This is a genomic window from Streptomyces griseus subsp. griseus, from assembly GCF_000720255.1.
Classification (GTDB): domain Bacteria; phylum Actinomycetota; class Actinomycetes; order Streptomycetales; family Streptomycetaceae; genus Streptomyces; species Streptomyces griseus_I.
The window spans coordinates 21,856-43,398 of record NZ_JOJE01000042.1 but is presented as its reverse complement, the minus strand read 5'-3'; the positions used below and the strand labels follow the sequence as shown (position 1 = coordinate 43,398).

The 21,543-nt window shown below is 70.0% G+C and carries 20 protein-coding genes and 1 pseudogene; 13 read left to right on the top strand and 8 right to left on the bottom strand.

Going from position 1 to position 21,543, the window contains the following annotated elements:
• Positions 1–42: 42 nt before the first annotated feature.
• A pseudogene (locus IG99_RS36260) lies at positions 43–927 on the top strand (zinc-dependent alcohol dehydrogenase).
• Positions 928–1,251: 324 nt separating this feature from the next.
• Here IG99_RS36260 and folD read toward each other — a convergent pair.
• The 4 genes from folD to IG99_RS36240 all read right to left on the bottom strand — a co-directional run bounded on the left by folD (position 1,252) and on the right by IG99_RS36240 (position 5,494).
• A complete protein-coding gene (gene folD, locus IG99_RS36255; RefSeq protein WP_051866328.1) occupies positions 1,252–2,184 on the bottom strand; it encodes a bifunctional methylenetetrahydrofolate dehydrogenase/methenyltetrahydrofolate cyclohydrolase FolD in 933 nt (310 codons plus the stop codon).
• Positions 2,185–2,205: 21 nt separating this feature from the next.
• On the bottom strand, positions 2,206–3,000 hold the full coding sequence (gene purU, locus IG99_RS36250; protein ID WP_234312074.1) for a formyltetrahydrofolate deformylase: 795 nt from the start codon (positions 2,998–3,000) through the stop codon (positions 2,206–2,208).
• 212 nt (positions 3,001–3,212) lie between these two features.
• Complete coding sequence (locus IG99_RS36245) at positions 3,213–4,043, bottom strand: methylenetetrahydrofolate reductase (protein WP_234312073.1); 831 nt, start codon at positions 4,041–4,043, stop codon at positions 3,213–3,215.
• A gap of 74 nt (positions 4,044–4,117) precedes the next feature.
• Positions 4,118–5,494: a hypothetical protein gene (locus IG99_RS36240; protein WP_037681903.1), complete on the bottom strand. Its 1,377-nt coding sequence runs from the start codon at positions 5,492–5,494 to the stop codon at positions 4,118–4,120.
• A gap of 1,185 nt (positions 5,495–6,679) precedes the next feature.
• On the opposite strand from IG99_RS36240, the gene IG99_RS52150 reads away from it, so the two are divergent.
• The gene (locus tag IG99_RS52150; RefSeq protein WP_158973308.1) at positions 6,680–6,835 is read left to right on the top strand and encodes a hypothetical protein; all 156 of its coding nucleotides are present in this window, start codon (positions 6,680–6,682) and stop codon (positions 6,833–6,835) included.
• A gap of 669 nt (positions 6,836–7,504) precedes the next feature.
• On the opposite strand, the gene IG99_RS51525 is transcribed toward IG99_RS52150, so the two are convergent.
• From IG99_RS51525 to IG99_RS36230, 3 genes are read right to left on the bottom strand one after another with little or no spacing between them, the layout of a single operon-like run.
• On the bottom strand, positions 7,505–7,888 hold the full coding sequence (locus tag IG99_RS51525) for an alpha/beta hydrolase fold domain-containing protein (RefSeq protein ID WP_267882593.1): 384 nt from the start codon (positions 7,886–7,888) through the stop codon (positions 7,505–7,507).
• On the bottom strand, positions 7,840–8,175 hold the full coding sequence (locus IG99_RS51520; RefSeq protein WP_267882592.1) for an alpha/beta hydrolase fold domain-containing protein: 336 nt from the start codon (positions 8,173–8,175) through the stop codon (positions 7,840–7,842). Before IG99_RS51520 ends, IG99_RS51525 begins: the two co-directional genes overlap by 49 nt.
• A gap of 39 nt (positions 8,176–8,214) precedes the next feature.
• Positions 8,215–9,099, bottom strand: coding sequence for a LysR family transcriptional regulator (locus IG99_RS36230; protein ID WP_199815683.1), 885 nt, complete (start codon positions 9,097–9,099; stop codon positions 8,215–8,217).
• 415 nt (positions 9,100–9,514) lie between these two features.
• Here IG99_RS36230 and IG99_RS36225 point away from each other — a divergent pair, with 415 nt between their 5' ends.
• The 7 genes from IG99_RS36225 to IG99_RS36195 all read left to right on the top strand — a co-directional run bounded on the left by IG99_RS36225 (position 9,515) and on the right by IG99_RS36195 (position 15,671).
• Positions 9,515–10,573, top strand: coding sequence for a fumarylacetoacetate hydrolase family protein (locus IG99_RS36225; protein WP_051866324.1), 1,059 nt, complete (start codon positions 9,515–9,517; stop codon positions 10,571–10,573).
• Positions 10,574–10,658: 85 nt separating this feature from the next.
• Complete coding sequence (locus tag IG99_RS36220) at positions 10,659–11,021, top strand: hypothetical protein (RefSeq protein WP_037681901.1); 363 nt, start codon at positions 10,659–10,661, stop codon at positions 11,019–11,021.
• Positions 11,022–11,084: 63 nt separating this feature from the next.
• Positions 11,085–11,897, top strand: a complete 813-nt coding sequence (locus tag IG99_RS44485; RefSeq protein ID WP_051866322.1) for a cytochrome P450 — start codon at positions 11,085–11,087, stop codon at positions 11,895–11,897.
• Positions 11,898–12,041: 144 nt separating this feature from the next.
• Positions 12,042–12,521 carry a DoxX family protein gene (locus tag IG99_RS36210; RefSeq protein ID WP_037681899.1) on the top strand — a complete coding sequence of 160 codons (480 nt, stop codon included), beginning with the start codon at positions 12,042–12,044 and terminating at the stop codon, positions 12,519–12,521.
• A complete protein-coding gene (locus tag IG99_RS36205) occupies positions 12,518–13,540 on the top strand; it encodes an amidohydrolase family protein (protein ID WP_037681898.1) in 1,023 nt (340 codons plus the stop codon). The genes IG99_RS36210 and IG99_RS36205 overlap by 4 nt, the downstream gene beginning before the upstream one ends.
• A gap of 57 nt (positions 13,541–13,597) precedes the next feature.
• A complete protein-coding gene (locus tag IG99_RS36200; protein ID WP_037681897.1) occupies positions 13,598–14,584 on the top strand; it encodes a cyclase family protein in 987 nt (328 codons plus the stop codon).
• Positions 14,585–14,687: 103 nt separating this feature from the next.
• Positions 14,688–15,671 (top strand): fumarylacetoacetate hydrolase family protein, encoded by a 984-nt coding sequence (locus IG99_RS36195; RefSeq protein ID WP_037681896.1) that lies wholly within the window; start codon positions 14,688–14,690, stop codon positions 15,669–15,671.
• Positions 15,672–15,851: 180 nt separating this feature from the next.
• Here the strand turns inward: IG99_RS36195 and IG99_RS36190 are convergent, their stop codons facing one another.
• Entirely contained in the window at positions 15,852–16,979 is a 1,128-nt protein-coding gene (locus IG99_RS36190) for an FAD-dependent monooxygenase (protein ID WP_037681894.1), read from the bottom strand.
• A 632-nt stretch (positions 16,980–17,611) separates the two neighbouring features.
• On the opposite strand from IG99_RS36190, the gene IG99_RS36185 reads away from it, so the two are divergent.
• The 4 genes from IG99_RS36185 to IG99_RS36170 all read left to right on the top strand — a co-directional run bounded on the left by IG99_RS36185 (position 17,612) and on the right by IG99_RS36170 (position 21,460).
• Positions 17,612–18,496 carry a DODA-type extradiol aromatic ring-opening family dioxygenase gene (locus tag IG99_RS36185; RefSeq protein ID WP_051866320.1) on the top strand — a complete coding sequence of 295 codons (885 nt, stop codon included), beginning with the start codon at positions 17,612–17,614 and terminating at the stop codon, positions 18,494–18,496.
• The gene (locus IG99_RS36180) at positions 18,493–18,780 is read left to right on the top strand and encodes a hypothetical protein (RefSeq protein WP_037681893.1); all 288 of its coding nucleotides are present in this window, start codon (positions 18,493–18,495) and stop codon (positions 18,778–18,780) included. The genes IG99_RS36185 and IG99_RS36180 overlap by 4 nt, the downstream gene beginning before the upstream one ends.
• A 200-nt stretch (positions 18,781–18,980) precedes the next feature.
• A complete protein-coding gene (locus tag IG99_RS36175) occupies positions 18,981–20,342 on the top strand; it encodes a glycine cleavage T C-terminal barrel domain-containing protein (protein WP_037681892.1) in 1,362 nt (453 codons plus the stop codon).
• A 92-nt stretch (positions 20,343–20,434) separates the two neighbouring features.
• Positions 20,435–21,460: an alcohol dehydrogenase catalytic domain-containing protein gene (locus tag IG99_RS36170; RefSeq protein WP_037681936.1), complete on the top strand. Its 1,026-nt coding sequence runs from the start codon at positions 20,435–20,437 to the stop codon at positions 21,458–21,460.
• Positions 21,461–21,543 lie beyond the last annotated feature (83 nt).

Below are 21,543 nucleotides of genomic sequence, written 5' to 3'. Positions count from 1 at the left end.
CGCAGCGTCAGCGCGGCTCGAGCCACAGCGAGCACCCGCCCCATGCGCGCCTTCGTGCTGACTGCCCCTGGGGAGTACGGGGTGCAGCAGGTCCCTGCACCGGTGGCCGCCCCCGGCGAACCAGTCGTCTCGGCGTGTGCGGCACCGACGTGGAGTTCTTCACCGGCGAGATGGCCTACCTCCACCAAGGGCCCTCCGCCTTCCCGATGAGGCTGGGCCACGAGTGGACCGGTCGCGTGGCGGCGGTCGGCGCCGAGGTCGACCCCGCGTGGGTGGGCCGACGGATCATGGGCGACACCATGCTCGGCTGTCGCACCTGCCGCCGCTGCCTACGCGGCCACCAGCCCATGTGCGAGATACGGCAGGAACTCGGCATACGAGGGGAGCGGGCAGGTGCCCTCGCGGAGCAACTCGCGGTGCCGGCCTCCTCATTGCACAAATGCCTGACTCCGTCGACGCCGTACTGGGCGCGCTGGTGGAGCCGGGCGGCAACGCTGCATCTGATGGGCCGCACCCAACGCTCGCTCGCCTTCGCCCGCGAGCTGGGCTTCGCGCACGTATGGACGGAGGAATCCGTTCCGGACCTGCCGTTCGACGCTGTCGTCAACGCGTCGAACGCCATTCATCTACCCGACCTGGCACTGGACTTGGTCGATCCGGCCGCGTCGTGTACGTAGGACTGGCCGGGGAACCCAGCAGCATCGACACCCGCACGCTGGCACTCAAGGACGTGACTGCGGTCTGCATCCTGTCGGCCTCCCCCGGCCTCGACGACACCATCCGGGCCTATGCCGGCGGATCGGTCGACCCCAGGTCGCTCGTCGCCGCGACCGCGGGCCTGGAACAGGCCGGTCCCGGGCTCGCCGGTGAACGTCCGGCCGACGCCGGGCCGGGCCCAAGGTCCATGTCGACCCGCGGCTGGGCTGAGGAGGCGAGGACCGGGCCGTCGGGTGCTGGGACACCGTCACCTCACCCAGGGTGACGGCCGCGCCCTCGGCGAGCACCCGCACGTCCCAGCGGTGCAGTTCCAGCTCGTCCCCAGCCGCGTACCGCCCAGAGCCGGCGATGCCTCAGTGCTGCGGGCAACCGGACGAGGGCCCGCTCCCGAGGCGACCTGCGTCGACCTGGCGCGTCGTGGCGGCAGGCCACCGGCCGAAGTACGGGTGATCGTACCCGGCGAGGACGGTGGCGCCGTCGGCGGTGACCCCACGGCCCGTCTCGTGGCCGCGGCCGTCCCGTCGCGCCATCTCGTCACGGCGTCGTGCCGGCGCCGTCGCCGAGGACGTCCGCTCGCCGGCCGCGCAGGGAGCTGACCCCAGGATGGCCACACCGATCCGCCTGCTGTGCTCGCGCGGCAATGAGTGTGTTGGCCAGGAGCATGGCGATGGTCATCGGGCCCACGCCGCCGGGGACGGGAGTGACGAAGGCCGCGGCGCCGACGACGGCGTCGGTGTCCACGTCCCCGCACAGACCCGCCGTGGAGCGGTGGATGCCGACGTCGATCACGGTGGCGCCGGGCTTGACGGCGTCGATGCCGATGAGACCCGGGATGCCGGCCGCCACGACCAGGACGTCGGCGCGGCGGCACACGGCGGCCAGGCCGCGGGTGCGTGAGTGGCAGATCGTGACGGTCGCGTTCCTCTCCAGCAGCAGCTGGCCCATCGGCTTCCCGACCAAGGCGCTGCGGCCGACGACGACGGCTTCGGCCCCCTCGAGAGGAATCCGGTGGGCGTCGAGCAGGGCCATCACCCCAGAGGGAGTGCAGGGTCGCAGGCCGGGGCTGCCCTGGGCGAGCAATCCGGCGTTCACGGTGGTCAGGCCGTCGACATCCTTGTGCGCCGGGATGCGCGCGAGCAGGGCGGCGGCGTCCAGGTGGGCCGGTGTCGGCAGCTGCAGGAGGATCCCTGAGACCGCCGGGTCGGCCGCTAGTTCGTCGATGAGCGCGGCAGCGTCATCCTGAGTTGTCTCGGCTGGAAGATGCCGGTGCAGGTCGGTCATGCCGGCCGCGGTGCAGGCGCGGCGCTTGTTCCGGACGTACACCTCGCTCGCCGGGTCATCGCCTATGAGGACGGTGGCCAGGCCTGGTGCGTTCCCCCCAGCGTCCACGAGTGCGGCGACGCCGGAGGCGACGTCGGAGCGGACCTGCCGGGCAACGGTGGTGCCGTCGATGAGCTGCGCGGTCACGAGAATCCCTCGGAAGACGATTCAGAAGACGATGGTGGAGTTGCCGTGGACGGCGAGCCGGTCCTCCAGGTGCGCGCGCACGGCGCGCGAGAGAACGTCGCGCTCGACATCGGCGCCGAGGCGTACGAGGTCGGCGGTGGTGTGCCGGTGGTCGACCCGGACGACGTCCTGGTCGATGATCGGGCCCTCGTCCAGATCGGCGGTGACGTAGTGGGCGGTCGCACCGACCAGCTTCACGCCGCGGTCCTTGGCCTTCTGGTACGGGCCGGCCCCGATGAAGGCGGGCAGGAAGCTGTGGTGGATGTTGATCAGCGGACAGCCGACCGCTTCGAGGAAGGAGGGCGTGATGATCTGCATGTACCGCGCCAGCACGACGAGGTCGACGTTGCCGCGCAGCAGGTCGAGGATGCGGCTCTCCGCCTCGGCGCGGTTGTCCCGGGTGGCGGGGACGTGGATGTAAGGCACCCCGAAGGGCCGGACCTCGTCGGCGAGGTCGGGGTGGTTGGACACGACCATGACCACGTTCATGTCCAGTTGGCCGCGACGGTGACGCCAGAGCAGGTCGAGCACGCAGTGGTCGGTCTTGGACACCATGATGGCCACACGTTTGGGCCGGGCGGCCTCGGTGAGGCGGTGAGTCATGCCCCAGCGCTGAGCGACGCCGGTTTCGAACGCACGGTCCAATTCGTCCCGGGATGCGGACAGGCCGGGCAGGTGGAACCCGGTGCGCTGGAAAAAGGTGCCGCCGACGGCAGTCGTCGAGAACTGGTCCAGGCTCGTGATGTTCGCACCGGCCTCGGCCAGGAACGTGCTCACTGCCGAGACCACGCCCGGCCGGTCGGGGCACTGGATCAGCAGACGCCCGTGGTCGGCTCGGTCCTCAGGGATCCCGCCCTCACGCGAAGTGCTCCCTTGGGACGTGTTGGGCGCGGACGCGGTTCGTGCGGACGTGGTGGGTGCGGACATGGCGACTCCGGTGTGATGGGCAGGGTGAGTACGCGCCGGCACAGTGCTGGTCGCGGCGTCGGTCATGCCAGGTCCGAGAGAAGACGCCGGCGCCACGCCTCGGTCGGCGCGAGATCGTTGAAGGTGAAGACGTGGAACCCGGCGACGGCGTCGTCGGCCTCCCCGAGATGGGGCGCGAGCCCCGAGAGCAAGGCGTCCGGCCGATAGCCGCCGGGGAGGAAGAAGCGCCGGAGCAGGGTCTGCTGCTTCTTCAGGAACTTCGCCGACTCCCCGAGGCCCAGTCCGCCTGCGACGCGCAACAGCTTCTGCCGGTGGACGGCACCGGGGAGGCCGACGTGGACCGGCAGGTTGACGTCGTAGGCGCGGACCCGGTGGATCCACGCCAGGATGGCTCGGGGATCGAAGACGATCTGCGTCGTGATGTGCGTGGCGAGCGGCGCCTTGTCCGCCAGCGCCTGCATCAGCACCTGCTCCGATACGTCCGGATGGCCCTCGGGATGACCGCCGATCCCAATGTCGGTGAAGCCGTGGTCCAGTTCGTGCACCGCCCGTAGCAGCGCCAGAGCGTCGGCGAACGCCGTCGTCGTGGCGGTACGGTCGCCTCCGACCACGAACACGCCGGTGATACCGGCGTCGCGGCACCTGCCGACGAGGCCGGCCAGGTGCTGGTGGTCCCTCACTTGCTGGGCCGACAGGTGCGGTGACACGGCATAACCGTGGCCCGCGAGCGCGACCGCCAGGTCGATGGTCGCGTCCTGTCCCTTGGCCGGTGAGGCGGTCACGGTGAGCGGAACGTCGGTCGGGACGTGGTCGCGGACGGCCTGCTCGGTCTTGGCGAACGGGATGACCTCGTAGCCGAGACCCCTCACGGCCCGGACAAGGTCAGCGCGCACGATCACGTCGTGCTGGGAGTGGAGTCGGTTCACGGTCGGCCTCTCGGATGGGGGGGGTCGAGTGGTCCGGCACATCAGTGCTGAGCCGGCGGCCGGGTCCGTACCGTGGCCCGGATGGTGGTCTGCACGTGGTGGGGTTCGCTGAGCGGCCGGCCGGCTCCGCCGTCGGGCTCGCCCCACAGGACCTCGACGCGGTCGCCGTCGGTCAAGGACTCGTCGAGGATGGCGATGGTCACCACGCGCCCGACGTTGACGGTGTAGCCACCCCACGTGGACAGGCCCACGAGGCGATCGCCCTGCATCACGCTGTCCAGGTAGATCGTGGCGGGGTTCAGGTTGGGCAGGCTGAGCAGCTTGGGTCGGGGACCGTCTCCGAAGAAGCCGGCCCGGACCACCTCCATGACGTCGTCGGTGTCCCACTCCAGCCAGCGCTTGAGGCGCTTGGGTCCCTGGGCCGCCTGCTCGAGGGCTGTGCGGCCGATGAAGTCGTGGTCGAGCTTGACGATGGAGCCGTAGCCCAGCTCCCAGGGGTAGAAGTAGTAGTCCTGGATGTCGTCCGAGACGTAACTGCCCTCGATGGTGATCATGCCCTCCATCCCGAGACCGGGCAGGTGCTGCCGGTAGGCGGCCGTCTCCGGGGAGCTGTAGACGGCGGACGGGACGGCGGGGATCCACCCGGACTCGACCGTCGAGGACAGGTAGGACACGGCCCCGCCCTGGCGCAGGCCGCTCTGCGCGCCGGCGTACAACAGCGTCTCCAGGACGCGGGGGCCGTGCTCCACCGGGCCGAAGAGCTCCAGGCCGGTGTACTCCTCGCCCGGCACGCCCGCCATCGTGTGGTTCAGGGCGCGAACCGGGGTCCCCGCGATCTCGAAGGAGCCCATGCGGAAGAACGGAATGGGGTCGATCGGGCCGCCGACGGCGCGTTCCAGGATCTCCTGGGTGCGAGGGCCGTTGAGCTGGTATCGGTAGTGCTGTCGGCGGCCCAGCGGGTTGTAGACCGACGCCGGGTCCACGCTGAACTCGACGTCGTAGTCGCCCTGTTGAGCTTGGAACTGCACCCAGTTGGCCGCCTGGGGGACACCGACCAAGCTCAGGTGGTCCTCCTCGAGGCCGAACAGGATGCAGTCGCCGATGTAGCGGCCGTCCGGCCCGACGGCGACGAACTGCTTGGCGCGGTCGCGGCCGAGGGTTGCCGGGCTGTTGACGCCGGTGTCGCTGATCAAGCGCTTCACGTCGGGCCCAGTGATGTGCACCTCGGTCATGTGGTGGGACTGGTCGAACAGGACGCAAGCGTTCTTCCAGGCCCACTGCTCGTTGTGCCAGCTCGTGTACTCCTGGGCGTAGGTGAACGGGTAGTGCGTGGCGGGATTGGTCCGCAGCATCGCCAGCGGGCCCCCGCTGCGGTCGATGCGCTGCTGCAGGGTCTCGACGTGCGGTTGGTCGGTCACGGGGTTGCCTCCTGGGTGGGTGGTGGTCGGCGGGGCGCCGGGGTCGCTGCGACGAGATGCCGAGCAATGCGTCGCGCTGGAGCGCGCGGAGAGGGCACCGCCCGGCCTGGCATGCTCGGGGCGACTCCGTTCACTGGTCACCGGCCGCGGAGGTCCTCGTTCACTCAGCGGTTGCGCTGACGGCGGGGCCGAGATGGAGCTGCCGGCGACGTCGACGGCAGAGAAGAAGCGGCCGCCGTGGTGGGCACCGTTTCCCGGCCGGAGACCCTCAAGGACTAGGTCCTGGAGCCGCACCCGTGAATGACCATCTCGTCGGCGGCCAGTCCTGCATCACCTCGCCGTTGACCTGTAGGACGATCCGCACGGCGTCGCGGTCGGCCAAGGGCGCCCGCACGACGAATGGCCCGAACGGCTCGGCGCGGCATGTAATGGTTTCAGGCACCGGTCCGTCGCCGAACTGAGCGGCGAACAGCGACGTGAATGCTGTTTCCGGCGACGAAGCCGAGCGGCAGCTTCATCCCCATCGGCGGCATCGGCGACCTGCTCCGCCCCCCCCCGTGGGGAACTGGGCTGGTCCCGTGGCGTCGACCTGCACGGCCGCGACTGCCTCCGCCGCGACGCGCTTCTCACCCAGGCGGCTGACGGCGGTCCGCGCCGGTTCGCCGGGCTGGTCGGGAACACCGAGGAGCCGCATCCCGTGCTCGGCACAGGCGGCCGTCGGGGCGGCCCGGACGGTGTTGACGTCGTAGCTGTCGCCCCAAGTCCGGTACAGGATTCCGTCCGCGGGTGGACCGAAGGTTGCCAGGCGGTCCAGGTCCCAGCGGCCGTCCCGGCGAGCCGGCTGCGCGGCCGTTGTGACCCGCTCGCGTCAGCGGCGACCTGCGCGGGAGGCACAGGGGTCCCTTCGGATACCACCATCGTCGTCTTCTCCTGGGGCGGGCTGCCTTCCGACTCTCGGCCGGGCGGCAGGAGGTGGGGTGGGGCCGCCGGCGACGCGCCGGGCTTTCGGTGCCTGCTCGTCCCGCCGACGTCGTTGATAGTGACAACAGCCGCACCGATGCGGAATGGTCGAACTGGTATGCCACCAATCCACGGGACGGATGGCGAGCCACCGACGTCCTTCTGCTGAGCCGCCTACCGGACCCCAGCCAGCGGACCAGCTCCAAGCCTCGGTCCACGTGCGCCGTGAGGCGCCGACCCGCGACGAGTGCGGCGCCGACCCGGTTGCGGCGGCGCTTCGGTGCGGACCTGCTCGCCCGCGTCGACCGCGCCTACGAGCTCACGTCGCTCGCCGCCACTCTGCTGGTCCGGCTGTGGACGTGGTCGACGTCAAGGCCCTGATCCGGCGCGGCGACGCGATCACCCTGCCGCGGGAGGCCGTCCGCGGCTGTCCCAGCGAGCCCTTGGTCCAGGTCCGCTGAGTCGGCGTGGTGGCGGAGTCGGACGACAGCGTGGACAACGAGTTGCCGTCCGCCGACCTCGCCCCTCGTCACCACCTACCGTGGGCACGCCCCGCTCCCCTACGCGCCCCTGCGCGGGATGCACCCGATTCCGCCGGTTGATGACAATGGCGGCGCGGCGCCTCCAGGATCGCGAACACCTGGTGGCGCTGAACCGGCCACGCCGGGATTCCCGCCCGGGCGGGAGGGAGCCGGAGTTGTTCACGGCGGTCTGATGCTGCGTCAGCACGACGCGGCCCTCCAGCTCCGCTGCCCGCCAATCGGCGCTGCGCGAAGTCGACGGCGCCGCCCGAGGTCCACACGTCGCGCCACCGGGCCGTGGCCGCGCAGGCCACCGACACGAGCGTGCCACCCCCGGTTCCTCGTGTTCGACGTGGGCCGCTCTGCCCGGCTCGCCGTACCGCTGGTGCACGCGGGGCGGGCGCCTCCGCCTGGCACGCCCGCCGGTGCCCCGCCTGTCGAAGTGTGGCGTCAAGCCGTCGGGAAAGCAGGTGGTCACCGGGCCCGTCGGCGCGTTTCCAGACTCACTCTGCCACCGTGAAAAGTGCTGCTACGCCGCCGAGCGCACGCGCAGTCCTCGCTGGAGGCCGTCCAGCACGCCTGCGAGCATCGCCTGGCTGATTGCCGCGCCGGGGAGCCCTGCGGAGCCGTGGAACGTCCCCGGGTAGAGGTGGAGCTCGGTGGTGACCCCCGCCTGTACCAACCGCTGCGCGTAGCTCATCCCTTCCCCGCCCAGGTAGTGGCTCCAGCAGATCTCGGCGATAGGGCGGTTCCACACAGTGGTGTCGGTGAAGACCCGCATCGACGCTGTCTCCATTCGGTTGTCCAGCATCGGCACTCCCAGGTACTGGAAGCAGAGCGCCCGGCCTCCGCGGTCCCGGGCCATCAGGGCCACGGCCGTGGCGAGCCCACCGCCCGCGCTGTCGCCGCCGATGGCCAGCCGGGCCGGGTCGATGTCCAGCTCCGCCGCGCCCGGCCGTCCAGACCAGTGCGGCGTAGGAGTCCTCCAGTCCGGCCGGGAAGGGATGCTCGGGCGAGCCGGTAGTCAACCGAGACCACCACCGCGCCGACCTGGTCGGCGATCCGCAGCAGGTCGGAGGGGCAGAAGTCCGGACTGCCGAGCACATAGCCGCCGTTCAGGCCGGGCATCCCGCTGCCCACCGCTTCGGCGTCGACCGGGGTGTAGATCCGGACACGACGCCACGCGGCGGGACTGCTCACCCACAGCAGTCGTCCACGCGCTGACCAAGGAGTCCCACGCTAGGCGACACGTTCCGCCGCACGCCCCAGCGCATCACGGAACCATCGGTGGCCGGGATCGTCGCTCATGGTCGGGTGCCATCGCAGCGACAGGTTGAGAGGTCCGATGTCCACCGGGCTCGCCAGGATCCGCACGGGCGCCACGGGTGCCAGGCGTCGCGCGAGTCTCTCCTGAAGGAAGGCGACGCGGTTGCTGCCGGCGAGCAGGAACGGGACCGAGAGGAAGCTGTCGGTCACCACCTCCACGTGCGGCTCAATGCCGTTCGACCGCAGGTGGCGCAGCGCCGGGAAGCTGGCCGGGTCGGAGTGGGTGAACTGGCTCACCCACGGCAGGAGGGCGAGTTCGGCCAGGGTCGGCTCGCTGCTGATCACGGTGTTGCTGTCGGCCACGACGCACACCCAGCGGTCGCGCAGCAAGAGCCGGCCGGGATAGCCCTGCACCAGCTCGTGCGGCAGGACCACCCCGTCGGTGTGCCGGATCAGGGCGTCGGCGTCGAGGTGGGAGCTGGTGGTGAGGGGGCGAAGGTCGAGTCCGGCGCCGGGGGCCTCCTCGGCCAGAATCCGGTTGAGTTCCTCGAACAGGATGGCGACGGTGTAGTCGGAGAGCGCGAGGGAGAACTGCCGGTTGGTCGTCGCGGGGTCGAAGTCGTCGCCGAACACGCGCTCCAGCGCTTCGGTGGCCGACTCGATCCGTGACAGCAGGCTGGCGGCCAGCGGCGTGAGCTCGTAGTCCCGGCCCACCCGGATCAGCAGCTGGTCGCCGAACCGGCGACGAAGGCGGGCCAGCACCGCGCTGGTGGCGGGCTGGCTCAGGCCGAGGGACTCGCCGGCCCGGGTGACGTTGCGCTCGACCAGCAGGGCACGCAGCACGGGCAGGGTCGCCACGTCCTGGTTGCGCAGTATCCGGCCTGACGGCTCTGGGGTGCGTCCACCTGCCGTCGGGCTTGGAGTCGAGTTGTACGTCACCGCGGTGTCCTCCCCCGGCTTCTGTTTCAGGCGCGGTTCGGCGAGCCCACCAGCACAGCAGTGCGGCTCCGAGGCCTTCGCCGAACGACCCGCACCGGCCGGTCGATGCTGAGCATCCGTTCCGTCGATGGGTCACATACAAGGCTGAGCATATCCCAGGCCTCGTGGCCCGGTTCACAATCAGATCATCCTCCGGCCGGCCCGTCCTCCGGGCTCCTTGCCGTCCGCCGGAACGGTCGGACAGACCAATGGCGAAAGGTGATCCATGACTTTCCGCCGTCCAGGTGTCGTGCGTCCCGCACGACCCAGCGTCACCGAAACGGAAACGTGACCCATGACTGAGACCACCCCTGTCACGCGCGCTCCGGAACACCCGGTCGACCCGGCGACCGGACTGCGCGCGGGAACCTTCGCGCTCGGTACCTTCGCCGGCGAGACGCATGCCTTCCCGGCCCTCGTGACCGCCGACGGCATGGTCACCGACCTGTCCGACCGGTTCCACGACCTGCACGAGGTCTTCGCCGACTGGACGACGAACCTCCAGTTCCTCGAGGAGGTGTGGACCGACTCCTCCCGACCGACGCGGCCGTTGGCGGAGCTGCGTGCGCTACCGCCGCTCAGCCATCCGAACCTCCTGGGCGCCGGTGCCAACTACAAGACTCATTCGGCGCAGATGCTGACGAAGAACGCCTTCAACCAGCACAACCGCCGAGCGGGCGAGACCGACGAGGAGTTCTTCCAGCGCAATCTCGCGTTCATGGAGCGCCGGTCGCGAGAGGGGATTCCCTTCGCCTGGGTCGGGATGCACTCCTCGCTCGTGGGGGCGACCGACGACGTTGTGCTGCCAGCCCTGGGCGACGAGCCCGACTGGGAGCTCGAACTCGGGGTCGTCGTCGGCGGCACCGGTCGGTTCCTCACCCCGGACGAGGCGACAGGGCTGATCGCCGGCTACACGATCGTCAACGACCTAGGCACAGTCGACCAGTTCCGCCGCACCGACATCCCTTGGGGCTTCGACTGGATGGGCAAGCACCAGCCTGCGTTCAAGCCGGCGGGGCCGTTCGTCGTGCCCGCACAGTTCTTCACACTCGACGACACCATCCGGACCACATTGAAGGTCAACGGCCAGGTCATGCAGGACTGGCCGACCGGCGACATGATCTTCGACCCGGCGCAGTTCGTGGCGTACGCCTCCGAGCACGTTCGGCTGACGCCCGGGGACATCATCTTCATGGGCTCTCCGCCTGGGAACGGCAAGCACCACGGTCGCTTCCTGCACGACGGAGACGTCATCGACAGTGAGATCACCTACCTCGGACGGCAGCGCAACCGCTGCGTCGCCGAGATCCTGCAGGGCCGCAAGCCCCACTTCGGCCGCTTCCCGACCGACTGAGCTCGGCCGACCGACTGAGCTCGGTCGGCCAGCCTGGTCGGCCCCACCCAAGCGATTTCTGATCCACCGGAGAGCGAGGTGCACCATGTCGTCCACCGCCGAGACACATGTCGAACCGGACTGGTACCCGGAGGAGGACCTAGGGGGCCGTTCCCTCGGTGGTGGGATCCGCTCACCCGAACGGTACGCCGAGTACCCCCGTCTGCGCCGCGAGTGCCCGGTCGCCTTCAGCGACCCCTCCGAAACGCACGCGACCCAGACCCGGTACACGGACGTCAGCGCCGCCGCCCTGGACACAGCACGCTTCCGCAGCGACCCCTCGACCACCCCGTTCATCGGGATGCCGCTCGGCGACCAGATCCCCATCGCCTTGAACTCGCCGAGCACGGCCTGTTCCGGCGCATGCTCAACTGCTACTTCGGGCCGGGACCGCATGGCCGCGCTCTAGCCGCTCATCCGGCGCTACGCCGTCGAGCACGTCGAGACGCTCCTCGCCGCCGGGGAGGCCGACGTGAATCCCACGCTCTGCAGGCATGTCTCGGCCCAGGCCTTGGCGGCGCTGCTCAACCTTCCCGAAGAGGCCGCGCGGGAGCTGCTCGACCACTGGCAGATCGTGCTGGACACGGAATACGACGTCGAGAAATTCAACGACGTCATGTTCGGCGTCTCCGCCCAGTACGCCGGTGTCGTCGTCGCGCAGCGACGGGCCGCACCGCTCGATCCCGACGACGACATGATCAGCGGCACCCTGGCCACCGAGATCAACGGCACCGAACTCACCGACGACCAGGTCATCAAAAACGCCATAGCGACGATCGCCGCCGGGCACTTCACGACTGCGGAGACACTCGGGTCGGCGATCCACCGGGTGGCCACCGTCCCCGGGCTGCAGGAGACGCTACGGTCGCGGCCCGACCTCATACCGACGGCAGTGGAGGAGATGATCAGCCTCGCCCTGCCCCTCCACGAAGTCGGCTGGATGGCCGCCCCCGACGTCGAACTGCACGGCCGCACCATCGCGCGGAGCTGCCTCGTCGGGCTCAACTTCGCCGCCGCCAACCGCGACCCCGAGGCCTTCGACAACCCCGACGAGTTCGTCCTCGACCGGAGCCAGAACCGCCACCCCGGCTTCGGCCAGGGCGTCCACAAGTGCGTTGGTGCCCCGCTGGCCCGCTTGGAGATGAGGGTCGTGCTGGAGGAGATCCTGGCCAGGACGACGTCCACCGAGCTCGCCGGTGAGCCCCAGAACGACGTGGGCCTGCTGGGCCGGGGCTTCGAGAGGGCGCCGGTCCGTCTCCGGAGCGCGGCCGACCACGACAACTGACCCCTCGTCCGACCCCCCCCCTTTCTTGTGCGGCCCGTGGGCGGCCGCGGCTCGCGAGCGACCGCTTGATCCGGTCGCCGATCCACGAGCGCGGCTTTCCCCAACGCTCATCCACTCCGTCACCCCACGGGAAGAGAAACAGACATGGCGATCGTTTCCCTGCCACCTGTCCAGCGCCTCAGACCTCTGGCACCACTCGTCGTACGCGTGGCCGCCCGGGTCACCCTGATCGCGCACGGCTTCCACTACTCTCCCGCAGAGTTCGGCCAACTCGCCCGCCAGGCTCTCGGCTTGCCGTTCGCCGGCCTCATCGGCTGGGCGGCGATCCTGCTGCAAGTGGTCGGAGGCGGCAAGTTCGTCCTCGGCCTGCTGTCGCGGATCGTCGCGATCCCGGCGATCGTGCACATGGCGCTCGCGCTCTCGTGGGAGGTGCAGTTCGGGCTCGCGCCGGAGAACACGGCGGAGAGCATCGGCGCGCAGGTTCCACTCCTCATCATGGCGGGCTTCATCCTCGTGCTGCTCGCCGGCCCCGGGCCCGTGTCCCTGGACAGGTTGATCGGCTGGGACAACGGCTGGGATCAGCGCTCCCGGCCGGCTCGGACGGATGAGGTGGTGGCGCCGTGAGCGTGCCCACCGTCGATGTGCACGCCCATGCGGGCGTACCGGCCGTCGACGCGCTGATCGAGGGGCAGCCGGGCCTGGCACGGCAGCGGGAGATCGACGCGGCCACCCTCGGCCGGGCGTCCCTGGCGGTGAACCTGAAGCAGATCGCCGAGCTCGGGCCGAAGCTGGTCGACCTCGAGCTGCGGCTGGCCGCGATGGACGCCGCGCGTGTGCAGGTGCAGGCGCTCAGCGCAGCACCGCTGCCCCATGCGTGGGCCGACCGGGAGCTGGCCACCCGCATCATCGCGGTGGGCAACGAGGGCATCGCCGCGTTGTGCGCAAAGGAACCGACTCGGCTGCTTCCGATCGGAGCCGTAGCGCTGCAGCACCCCGACCTGGCGGTCGGGCAGCTGGTGACAGCGGTCCGCGACCTCGGTATGCGGGGGGTGCAGATCTCGACCTCCGCCGGCCCGGGCCGGGAACTCGACGACCCGTCGCTGGCCGACTTCTGGGCCGCGGCCGAGGAACTGGGCGCCGCCGTGCTCATCCACCCCTGGGGCTGCACCCTCGGCGAGCGGCTGAATGCCTACTACCTGTTCAACAGCGTGGGTAACCCGACCGAAACCGCTCTCGCGCTGTCCCGGATCGTGTTCTCCGGACTGCTCGAGCGGCACCCACGGCTGAAGATCTGGTCCGCGCACGGCGGTGGCTACCTGGCCAGTTACATGGTCCGCGCCGACTACGCCTGGGCGGCCCGCTCCGACGCGCACACCACCGTCGAGCCGCCATCCGCGCTGCTGCGCCGCACCTTCGTCGACTCGCTGGTCTACACCACTGAGCAGCTGCGGCTCCTGGTCGGCTCGATGGGCGCGAGTCAGGTGACCCTCGGCAGCGACTACCCCTTCGACATGGGCGTGGTCGACCCGGTCGACCGCCTGGAGGCGGCCGGCTTCGACCAGGCCACGACTGACGCCATCCGCGGTGGCAACGCCGCCCGCCTCCTGGGTCCGATCCCGACGGTGGGAACCGCGCACTCATGACGAAGCCCCCATGACCTTGCTGCCGATCCTTGATCGGAACTCCACGGAGGAAGACCTGTGACCACGTTCGACCGCTCCGATCCCGAAGGGGCCATCACGGCCGCGGCCAAGCGCGTCTCCAACTGGGGCCGCTGGGGCGCCGATGACGTCCTCGGCACGCTGAACTTCCTCGACGAGGCCAAACGGGCACAGGGCGCGCGGCTGGCCCGCCGCGGCGTGAGCTTCTCGCTGGCCCAGCGCTTCGACGCGGAAGGTCCGCAGAAGGGGTGGCGGCGGCGTACCAACCCGGTGCACACCATGCTCTCTTCCGGCCTGGACGCAGAATTCGGCCCGGCGGAGTTCCCGCACGGGCTCGGCGGCGCGGACGACGTGGTGTTCATGCCGCTGCAGGCCTCCACCCAGTGGGACGGCCTCGGCCACATCTTCGACCATGGCACGGCCTACAACGGACGCCGCGCCTCACAGGTGGTGACCAGCGAGGGAGACAGGCTCACCGGCATCGAGACCGTGGCCGACAGGATCGCCGGCCGGGGCGTTCTGCTCGACGTCGGCAGGGCGATCGGAGCCGAGGGCGAACTGCCGGACGGCTTCGCCATCACCGCCGAACACCTCGAGGCGACCATCGCCGCGCAAGGTGAGACCGCCCGGGTCGGCCGCGGCGACCTGCTGCTGGTCCGCACCGGCCAGCTCACCCGGGCCCGGCGTGGCATCGCCGCGGGCGACGGCTGGGGCGACTACGCGGGCGGTCCCGCCCCCGGTCTGTCGTTCGCCACGGCCGACTGGCTGCACTCCTCCGAGATCGCCGGAATCGCCACCGACACCTGGGGCTTCGAGGTTCGCCCCAACGAGTTCGATGCCGCCTTCCAGCCGCTGCATCAGGTCGCCATCCCGCACATCGGCCTGTTCATCGGGGAGTTGTGGGACCTCGACACCCTGGCCGCCGACTGCGCTGCAGACGGCGTCTACGAGTTCCTTCTCGTGGCCGCCCCCCTACCCGTGACCGGCGCCGTCGGCGCACCGGTCAACCCCCTCGCCGTCAAATGACAGGTAAGGAGCCCACCGTGCCCGTGGTGCACGACGTCATCGTCGACCGACGTCCGTCGAACACGCTCACTCCGCCGCCCCTCCACCTCGCCGGTCCGGGTCGATGAAGTTCGCGACCTGGGAGTCCCAGGGCAGAACGTTTTCGGGTGTCGTCTCCGAGGCAGGGCTGCACGCCCTCCCGGAGGGGACGACGGTGCTCGACCTCGTACGTGCGGGGCTGCCGGCCGCGCTGGAGACCGGCGGCACGGCGCTGGAGACGCGGGCCGTGCCGGTGGACGGCGTCCGGCTGCTGCCGCCGCTCGCCCCGCCCACCGTGCGGGACTTCGTGGCCTTCGAGGAGCATGTTGAGGGGGTGGTACGGAGCATGACCGACGGCGGAGTGATGTCGGAGTGGTACGAGGCGCCCACCTTCTACTTCACCAACCCCTACGCGCTCGTCGGTGCCCATGACGACGTCGCCGTCCCGCCCGGCTCACAGCTGCTCGACTTCGAGCTCGAGGTCGCCGCCGTCGTCGGCAGGGGCGGCACGTCGCTGAGTCCGGAGCAAGCCCGTGATGCCGTCTTCGGCTACACGGTGCTCAACGACTGGTCTGCGCGCGACCTGCAGCGCCGGGAAATGAAGGTCGGCCTGGGCCCGGCCAAGGGCAAGGACTTCGCCGGCACCCTGGGCCCGTGGCTGGTCACCGCCGACGAGCTGGAGCCGTACCGGGACGGCGAGGGCTTCCTGTCCCTCGAGATGCGGGTCTCCGTGAACGGCACCGAGATCGGGCATGACCTGCTGTCCAACATGGGCTGGCCGTTCGAGGAACTGGTCTCCTACGCATCCCGCGGCAGCGAGGTCCGTGCCGGGGACGTCCTCGGCTCGGGCACCTGCGGGAACGGCGGTTGCCTGGCGGAGCTGTGGGGCCTCCGTGGACGCCCGGACCCGCCGCCGCTGCGGCCCGGCGACGTCGTGGAGATGACCGTCGAGGGCATCGGTACCATCCGCAACCGGGTCGTCCCCGGCCTCCAGCTGCCGCCGGTCCGCGCCGCCCGGACACGGCCACGGCCACGGCCACGGCCACGGGCAAGAAAGCGGCTGTCGTGAGCGGGCGGTGACGCGAGCGTGGTGCTTCGACGGGGTCGAAGTCCGGTGAGCGCGAAGGCGCGCGTCGATGAGCGCACCGCTGGAGTCCGTCCGCCAGGGGCGACACCCGGTCCGGTGATCGTGCGTCGTCATGCTCGCCGGCTCCCGTGGTCGTGGGTCCGCATGTGCCGGGCACGGGGCCTAATAGGGGCTGGACAGAGCCTCCATCGCCCGCCCTCGCACCTTGTTCTGGGCGGCGATCGGCTCTCCCCGCTGCTGCATGCGGTCCAGTTCGACGCTGGTCTGCACGACCAGGCGAGCCCGCTCGAAGCGCCGCGTCATGAGGCGCTTGAACACGTCCTCAAGTGGGCCGCCGGCCGCGCATTCCTGACCGAGGACCACGCCGTCCTCGATCGCCATTCCTCCGCCGGCACCGAGGTGGGCGGTGGTGGCGTGCGCGGCGTCGCCGATCAGCAGGATCCGGCCCCGGTACCAGGGCTCGGACACGAGCAGCCAGTCGTAGTCGTTGACGATGATCTTCGTGTCGTCCGTGAGCCGCTCCTCCAGCGCGCGCATCAGCGGCGCGGTGAAAGCGCGGAGGTTCTCCCGGACGATCTGGCGGGCCTGTGCCGCATCGATGCGCGGGCGCTCCGGGAACTCGCGGCCGGTAGCGAGGTAGAGGCCGCCGTCCCGCTGCCGCCGGGTCACGCAGAGGTACTCCGACTCGTAGTGCCCGATCGGGCCGACGTCCGGCACCCCGTCGGCGACCCATCGGAACATCGTGAGGCCGGAGTAGGTCGGGGTCACCTGGTCCCCCAGGATGAGCGAACGCGTCTTCGACCGGATGCCGTCCGCGCCGATGACCAGGTCGTACGACCGCTCCGAGCCGTCGGTGAGGGTGGCGGTGACGGAGTCTTCCGTCTGCCGCAGCCCGGCGAGACCCACGCCGTTCCGGACGCTCGCGCCGGCCTGCTCCGCGGCTCGCCTGAGGATGTTCGCCAGGGTCGGCCGGTAGATGAGGATGCCGTGCGGCAGAGCGGACGTCGGTGCGGGAGGCATGGGCGGCGTAGACACCGGTTTCCCCGCCGCATCGAAGTAGGCGAAGATGTCCTGCGGGGACACCGCCAGCCCCTCGTCCAGGCACTGATCCAGGACTCCAATCTCGGCGAGACCGTCGACGGCCCGGTTGAGCAGTGAGATGGCGGCCCCGGCCGGACCGTCTGCCAGGTCGACGACGTCGCAGGAGATTCCGGTACGGGACAGGGCAGTCGCGGTGGTCAGGCCGGCAATGCCCCCGCCGACGATGAGCGCGTTCTGGATGCTGGTCATGGCAGGGCTCCCGAGTGCGTCAGGGCAGGTTGAGGAGATCGGTGCAGGGCGATGAGAGACGTCCGGGCCGAATGCCAACGAGCGTCGGTGAGCACCGGGAGGCCCGGCGGCTGCGCTGCGGATGCCCTGAACTCCCGTGGTGCAGCACCATCTTGTGGGTGGCCTGGGCCACGTCCAATACGTGGTTTCATATCGCAGCCATGGACCAGATGAATACCCGGCCGCACTCCGTGTCTGCCCTTCGGGGCAGCTCGCGTCACGGGCCGGCATCAAAGGATCTGGTGTCCCCTCCGGTGCTGGTGGCGCTGCTCCGGGGAACGGTGCGTCACACGGGCCGGCGAGGTCGTCGGGCTCATCCAGTCGGCCACCAGCAATGCCCTGGCCGGGCTGCGCCCCGGTTGGGTGACGAGCTGCTGGTGGGCATGCTCCACCGGGCGGCCTCAGCTGCCACGAATTTGCGGCGCACCCTCCCACATGACGAACGTCGTCGGACCATACGCTCCGCGGATAGTGCGCATACCGGTTCCGCTATTCCACAACGACGTCGCACCGCTCACGCTGTTACCACCGAATGTGGAGATCCCCTCTGTACGGCTGGTCTGCCTGGAGGGTTCCATGCTGAAAGGTGAGCGATGGCCAGCGTCGTCCAAGTGCTGTGCACTCCCCATGACCCGCTGCTCCCCGGCGTTGCCGCCGGCGGATCGGCGGCTCCCGAGCCGCTGCGGCGGTCAATAGCCCATTTCGCGGAACTGCGGGCACGGCTCGCCGCCGCGCGGCCCGACGTGCTGGTGGTGGTTTCCGGGGACCACTTCAACCAGTGGTTCTACGACAACATGCCGACCTTCCTGATCGGCAAGGCGGTCCGGGCGCGTGGCCCGTTCCCGCACGAGCAGGAGCTGTTCGGCATCGGGTCCTACGACACGGCCCTGGAAGGGGACATCGCGCGGCACCTGCTGCGCGGTGGCTTGGAGCGCGGGATCGACTTCTCCTACAGCGATGACTTCCTGCTCGACCACGGGTTCACCGTCCCGTTGAGCTTCCTCAGGCCCGAGCAGGACCTACCGGTCGTTCCGATCTTCACCAACGTGATGGCTCCGCCGGTGGCCACCGGGCGTCGTTTCTACGACCTCGGCGCCGCCATCGTCGAGATGGTGGAGGCGCACCCCGCCGACCTGCGGGTGGCGATCATCGCCAGCGGGCACCTGTCCAACGCGATCGGCAACCCGGCCATGGCACGGTTCCAGACCGAGCCGGAGACAGAGTGGGACAAACGGGTATGGGGGCAGATCACCGCCGGTGACACCGAGTCGCTGATCAAGAAGACCACCTACGAGTCGCTGGCAGCGATCGGCAGCGGCACCCCTGGATTCCTCGACTTCCTCTTCGCGCTCGGCGCTGTGGGCGGAGTCACCCCGGACTACGCCGAGAAGGTGGCCAGCACCTTCGCCCCGCCGACCGGTTTCCTGGCCTGGGGTGACCATGCGTCCGCCCCCGCATCGGAGGTGGTGGCTCCATGAGCCGGTACGCCACCAACCGAGTGTTGTGGGAGGTCGCCGCCGACGGCGACCTGGCGCAGCAGCTGAAGGAAGTCCCGGAGGCCGCCCTCGCCGACCGCGACCTGACCGACCAGGAGCGCGAGGCATTGGCCAGGACCGACATCCGCGAGTTGTTCCAGCTCGGTGTCCACCCCTTCCTGCTCTACAACTTCGCCCTCCGGCTGAACGGCGGCTTTTCCATGGAGTGGATGGCGTCCTACCTGGAGCAGCTGAAGGGTCTGGAAGTCGGCGACGTGACGACGTGACCGCGCGACCAGTGCGGTGTATCGACGGCGAGACCCCTCGGCCACCGAACCCGGCCAAGCAGTCGTCGCCTGCCGACGCAGCGGCACAGGCCGCGCCGTCCAGCTTTCTCGTGAGTATGTCGCTCAGCGAAATGACGGCTTCCCGGCGAAACAGTTCCGGGTCAGAAATGCAGTACCACCATCACCGCCGGAGGAATTCCATGGAGCATCTGATCGACCGGCAGCGCGACCGCTACCAGGCTTTGCTGGAACTGGCCGACCGTCCCTTCGACGTAGAGCGGCCGGCGGTGTTCAGCCCGGCGGCCGCCGCCCAGGACGAGGCGAACGTCAAGGGTCTGCTCTTCCGGTGGACGCCCGTTTTCATCCCGTACGAGTACACCAACTGGGGCGAGGAGAGCCTGGCCCATGTGCAGTCGTGCTACATCGGCGACTGGTCGGCCATCGGCAAGCTCCGCGTCCACGGGACCGAGGCCCTGACCGCGCTCACCCGCATCGGCATGAACAACCTGTCACGCTTCGAGCCCGGCCAGATCAAGCATCACGTCCAGCTGGACGAACGCGGCCACATCGCCTCCGAGGGCCTGCTGTACCGGGTGGCCGAGGAGGAGTTCGTCTACAGCGGCGGCGGCGTCGACTGGACCGCCTGGCAGATCGACCAGGGCGGCTGGGACGCCAAGAGCGAGGTGATCAGCCCCGACATGTTCATCTTCGAGATCCAGGGGCCGACGTCGCTGTTCGCACTCGAGGCCGCGACCGGCGAGAGCCTGCGCGACATCGGCTTCAACCGGAGCCGCATGACCAGTATCAGCGGCATCCCCGTGCGGATTCTGCGCTCGGGGATCTCCGGGGAGCTGGGGTACGAACTGCACGGGTCCGCCGACGACGCCAACGCGGTCTGGACGGCGGTCGTCGAGGCCGGGGCCGAGCACGGCATCCGCCAACTGGGGATGCGCTCCCAACTCGTGGCCCACATCGAGTCGGGCATCGCGACCGTCGGCATCGACTACCTGCCTTCGTCGATCATCACGCCGGGGGCGCCCAAGCTCTTTCCCCGCGGGATGCCGGACGGCAGTTTCATCCCGACCGACGTGACGGAGTACTTCCGCCGCCCCGGTGAGCTCGGCTGGGGCCGTCGCGGAGTCCTCACCTCCCACGACTTCATCGGACGCGACGCGCTGGCCACGGAGGCGGCCGAAGGCGGCCCGGCGCGCCACCTGGCAGGCCTGCACTGGAACAACGAGGACGTGATCGCCCTGTTCGCCTCCCAGTTCGGCGACGGCCCGTTGCCCGATCCCATGGAGATGCCGCGCAAGATCGGCGCCAGCCTCGACCAGGTGCTGGTCAACGGACAACCGGTAGGCGTCTCGACCTCCCGCACGTACAGCACGCACCTGCGCCGCACCATCTCCCTCTGCGTCATCGATCGCGACCTGGCGACACCGGGCACCGAGGTGACGGTGCTGTGGGGGAACCCAGGCACCGTCCAGCGCGAGCTCCGCGCCACCGTCACCTCCTTGCCCATGAAGGAGGACCGCCGTCGCACCGACATCAGCACGCTGTGACCCTGTCGTGACGCGCACGTACCTCCTGCGCCGTCGGTGGTCGACGACGTCCGCGCCCTCCTTTCATCCGTCGCACAAGAAAGGTGAACTTCGTGAAGGCAGCCGTGATACCCGAGGTCAACTGCAGGTGGGAACTGCGCGAGGTGCCTACTCCACAGCCGGGGCCCGGCGAGGTGCTGATGCGGGTGCGCGCCTCCGGCGTATGCGTCAACGACGTCCTGGCCACGACCGGGGCGATCCGGTTCCCCTCGGTCGACCCTGCGATCACCGGACACGAGCCGGCGGGCGAGGTCGTGGCGGTCGGGCCGGGGGTCACTACGCGGCGTGTCGGTGACCGGGTGGGAACCCACTGGGTACGGGCCGCCTGCGGACGGTGCGGCTACTGCCGTCTGGGCCTGCCGATGACCGGGCAGGCCGCCTTCGCGTGCGCGGCGCCCACCACGACCGGTTTCAGCGTGCAGGGCGGGCACGCCGAGTACATGGTCGTGGGCGCCGACGAGACCGTACTCCTGCCCGACGGACTCCCCTTCGAGTTGGCCGCGCCCATGTTGTGCGCGGGCTACACGGGCTGGTCCGCCCTGCGCGCCGGGGAGCCTCAGTCGCACGAGCGGGTCGCTGTGCTCGGCATCGGCGCGGTGGGCCATCTGGCGGTGCAGTTCGCGCACGCCTGCGGTCACGAGACGATCGCGATGACGAACTCGCCGGACAAACACGACGTGGTACGGCGGCTGGGCGCGGACGAGGTCGTGGCGAGCGGCGCCGAACTGCGCGCAGCGGGCGGCGCCGACGTCATCTTGGCGACCGGCAAGTCGTATCCGGCCGCGGCGGAGGCGCTGACGGGCCTGCGGCCCGGCGGGCGACTGGTCCTGTCGGGCATCGACCCCACCGCCCCCTTCACCGTCCCGCCCGCCGGCAGGGGCCTTCCGTTCATCGGCACTCGCATGCAGGTGATCGGTTCCACCCACAATGGGCCGCAGTACCTCCGGGAGGCCCTCGACCTCGCCGCCGCGGGAAAGGTCACCCCTATGGTCGAGACGTTCCCGAAGGAGGAGGTGGCCACGGTGGTCGACAAGGTCGCCAAGGGCGCCGTCCGCTTCCGCGCGGTGGTCACCTACTAGGAGTTCGTCCGGGCGGCGACCTCGCCGCCTCGCCACGCTAAAACAGAAGCACGTTGATGAATTAAGTCAGGGGCAAGGCACCG

Excerpts from the sequence above, each read along its gene's own strand:
- IG99_RS36190 (WP_037681894.1), bottom strand. The coding sequence starts at position 16,979 with ATGACCAGCATCCAGAACGCGCTCATCGTCGGCGGGGGCATTGCCGGC.
- IG99_RS36210 (WP_037681899.1), top strand. The coding sequence starts at position 12,042 with ATGGCGATCGTTTCCCTGCCACCTGTCCAGCGCCTCAGACCTCTGGCA.
- IG99_RS36220 (WP_037681901.1), top strand. The coding sequence starts at position 10,659 with ATGTCGTCCACCGCCGAGACACATGTCGAACCGGACTGGTACCCGGAG.
- IG99_RS36175 (WP_037681892.1), top strand. The coding sequence starts at position 18,981 with ATGGAGCATCTGATCGACCGGCAGCGCGACCGCTACCAGGCTTTGCTG.
- IG99_RS36225 (WP_051866324.1), top strand. The coding sequence starts at position 9,515 with ATGACTGAGACCACCCCTGTCACGCGCGCTCCGGAACACCCGGTCGAC.
- IG99_RS36195 (WP_037681896.1), top strand. The coding sequence starts at position 14,688 with ATGAAGTTCGCGACCTGGGAGTCCCAGGGCAGAACGTTTTCGGGTGTC.
- IG99_RS36180 (WP_037681893.1), top strand. The coding sequence starts at position 18,493 with ATGAGCCGGTACGCCACCAACCGAGTGTTGTGGGAGGTCGCCGCCGAC.
- IG99_RS36185 (WP_051866320.1), top strand. The coding sequence starts at position 17,612 with ATGGCCAGCGTCGTCCAAGTGCTGTGCACTCCCCATGACCCGCTGCTC.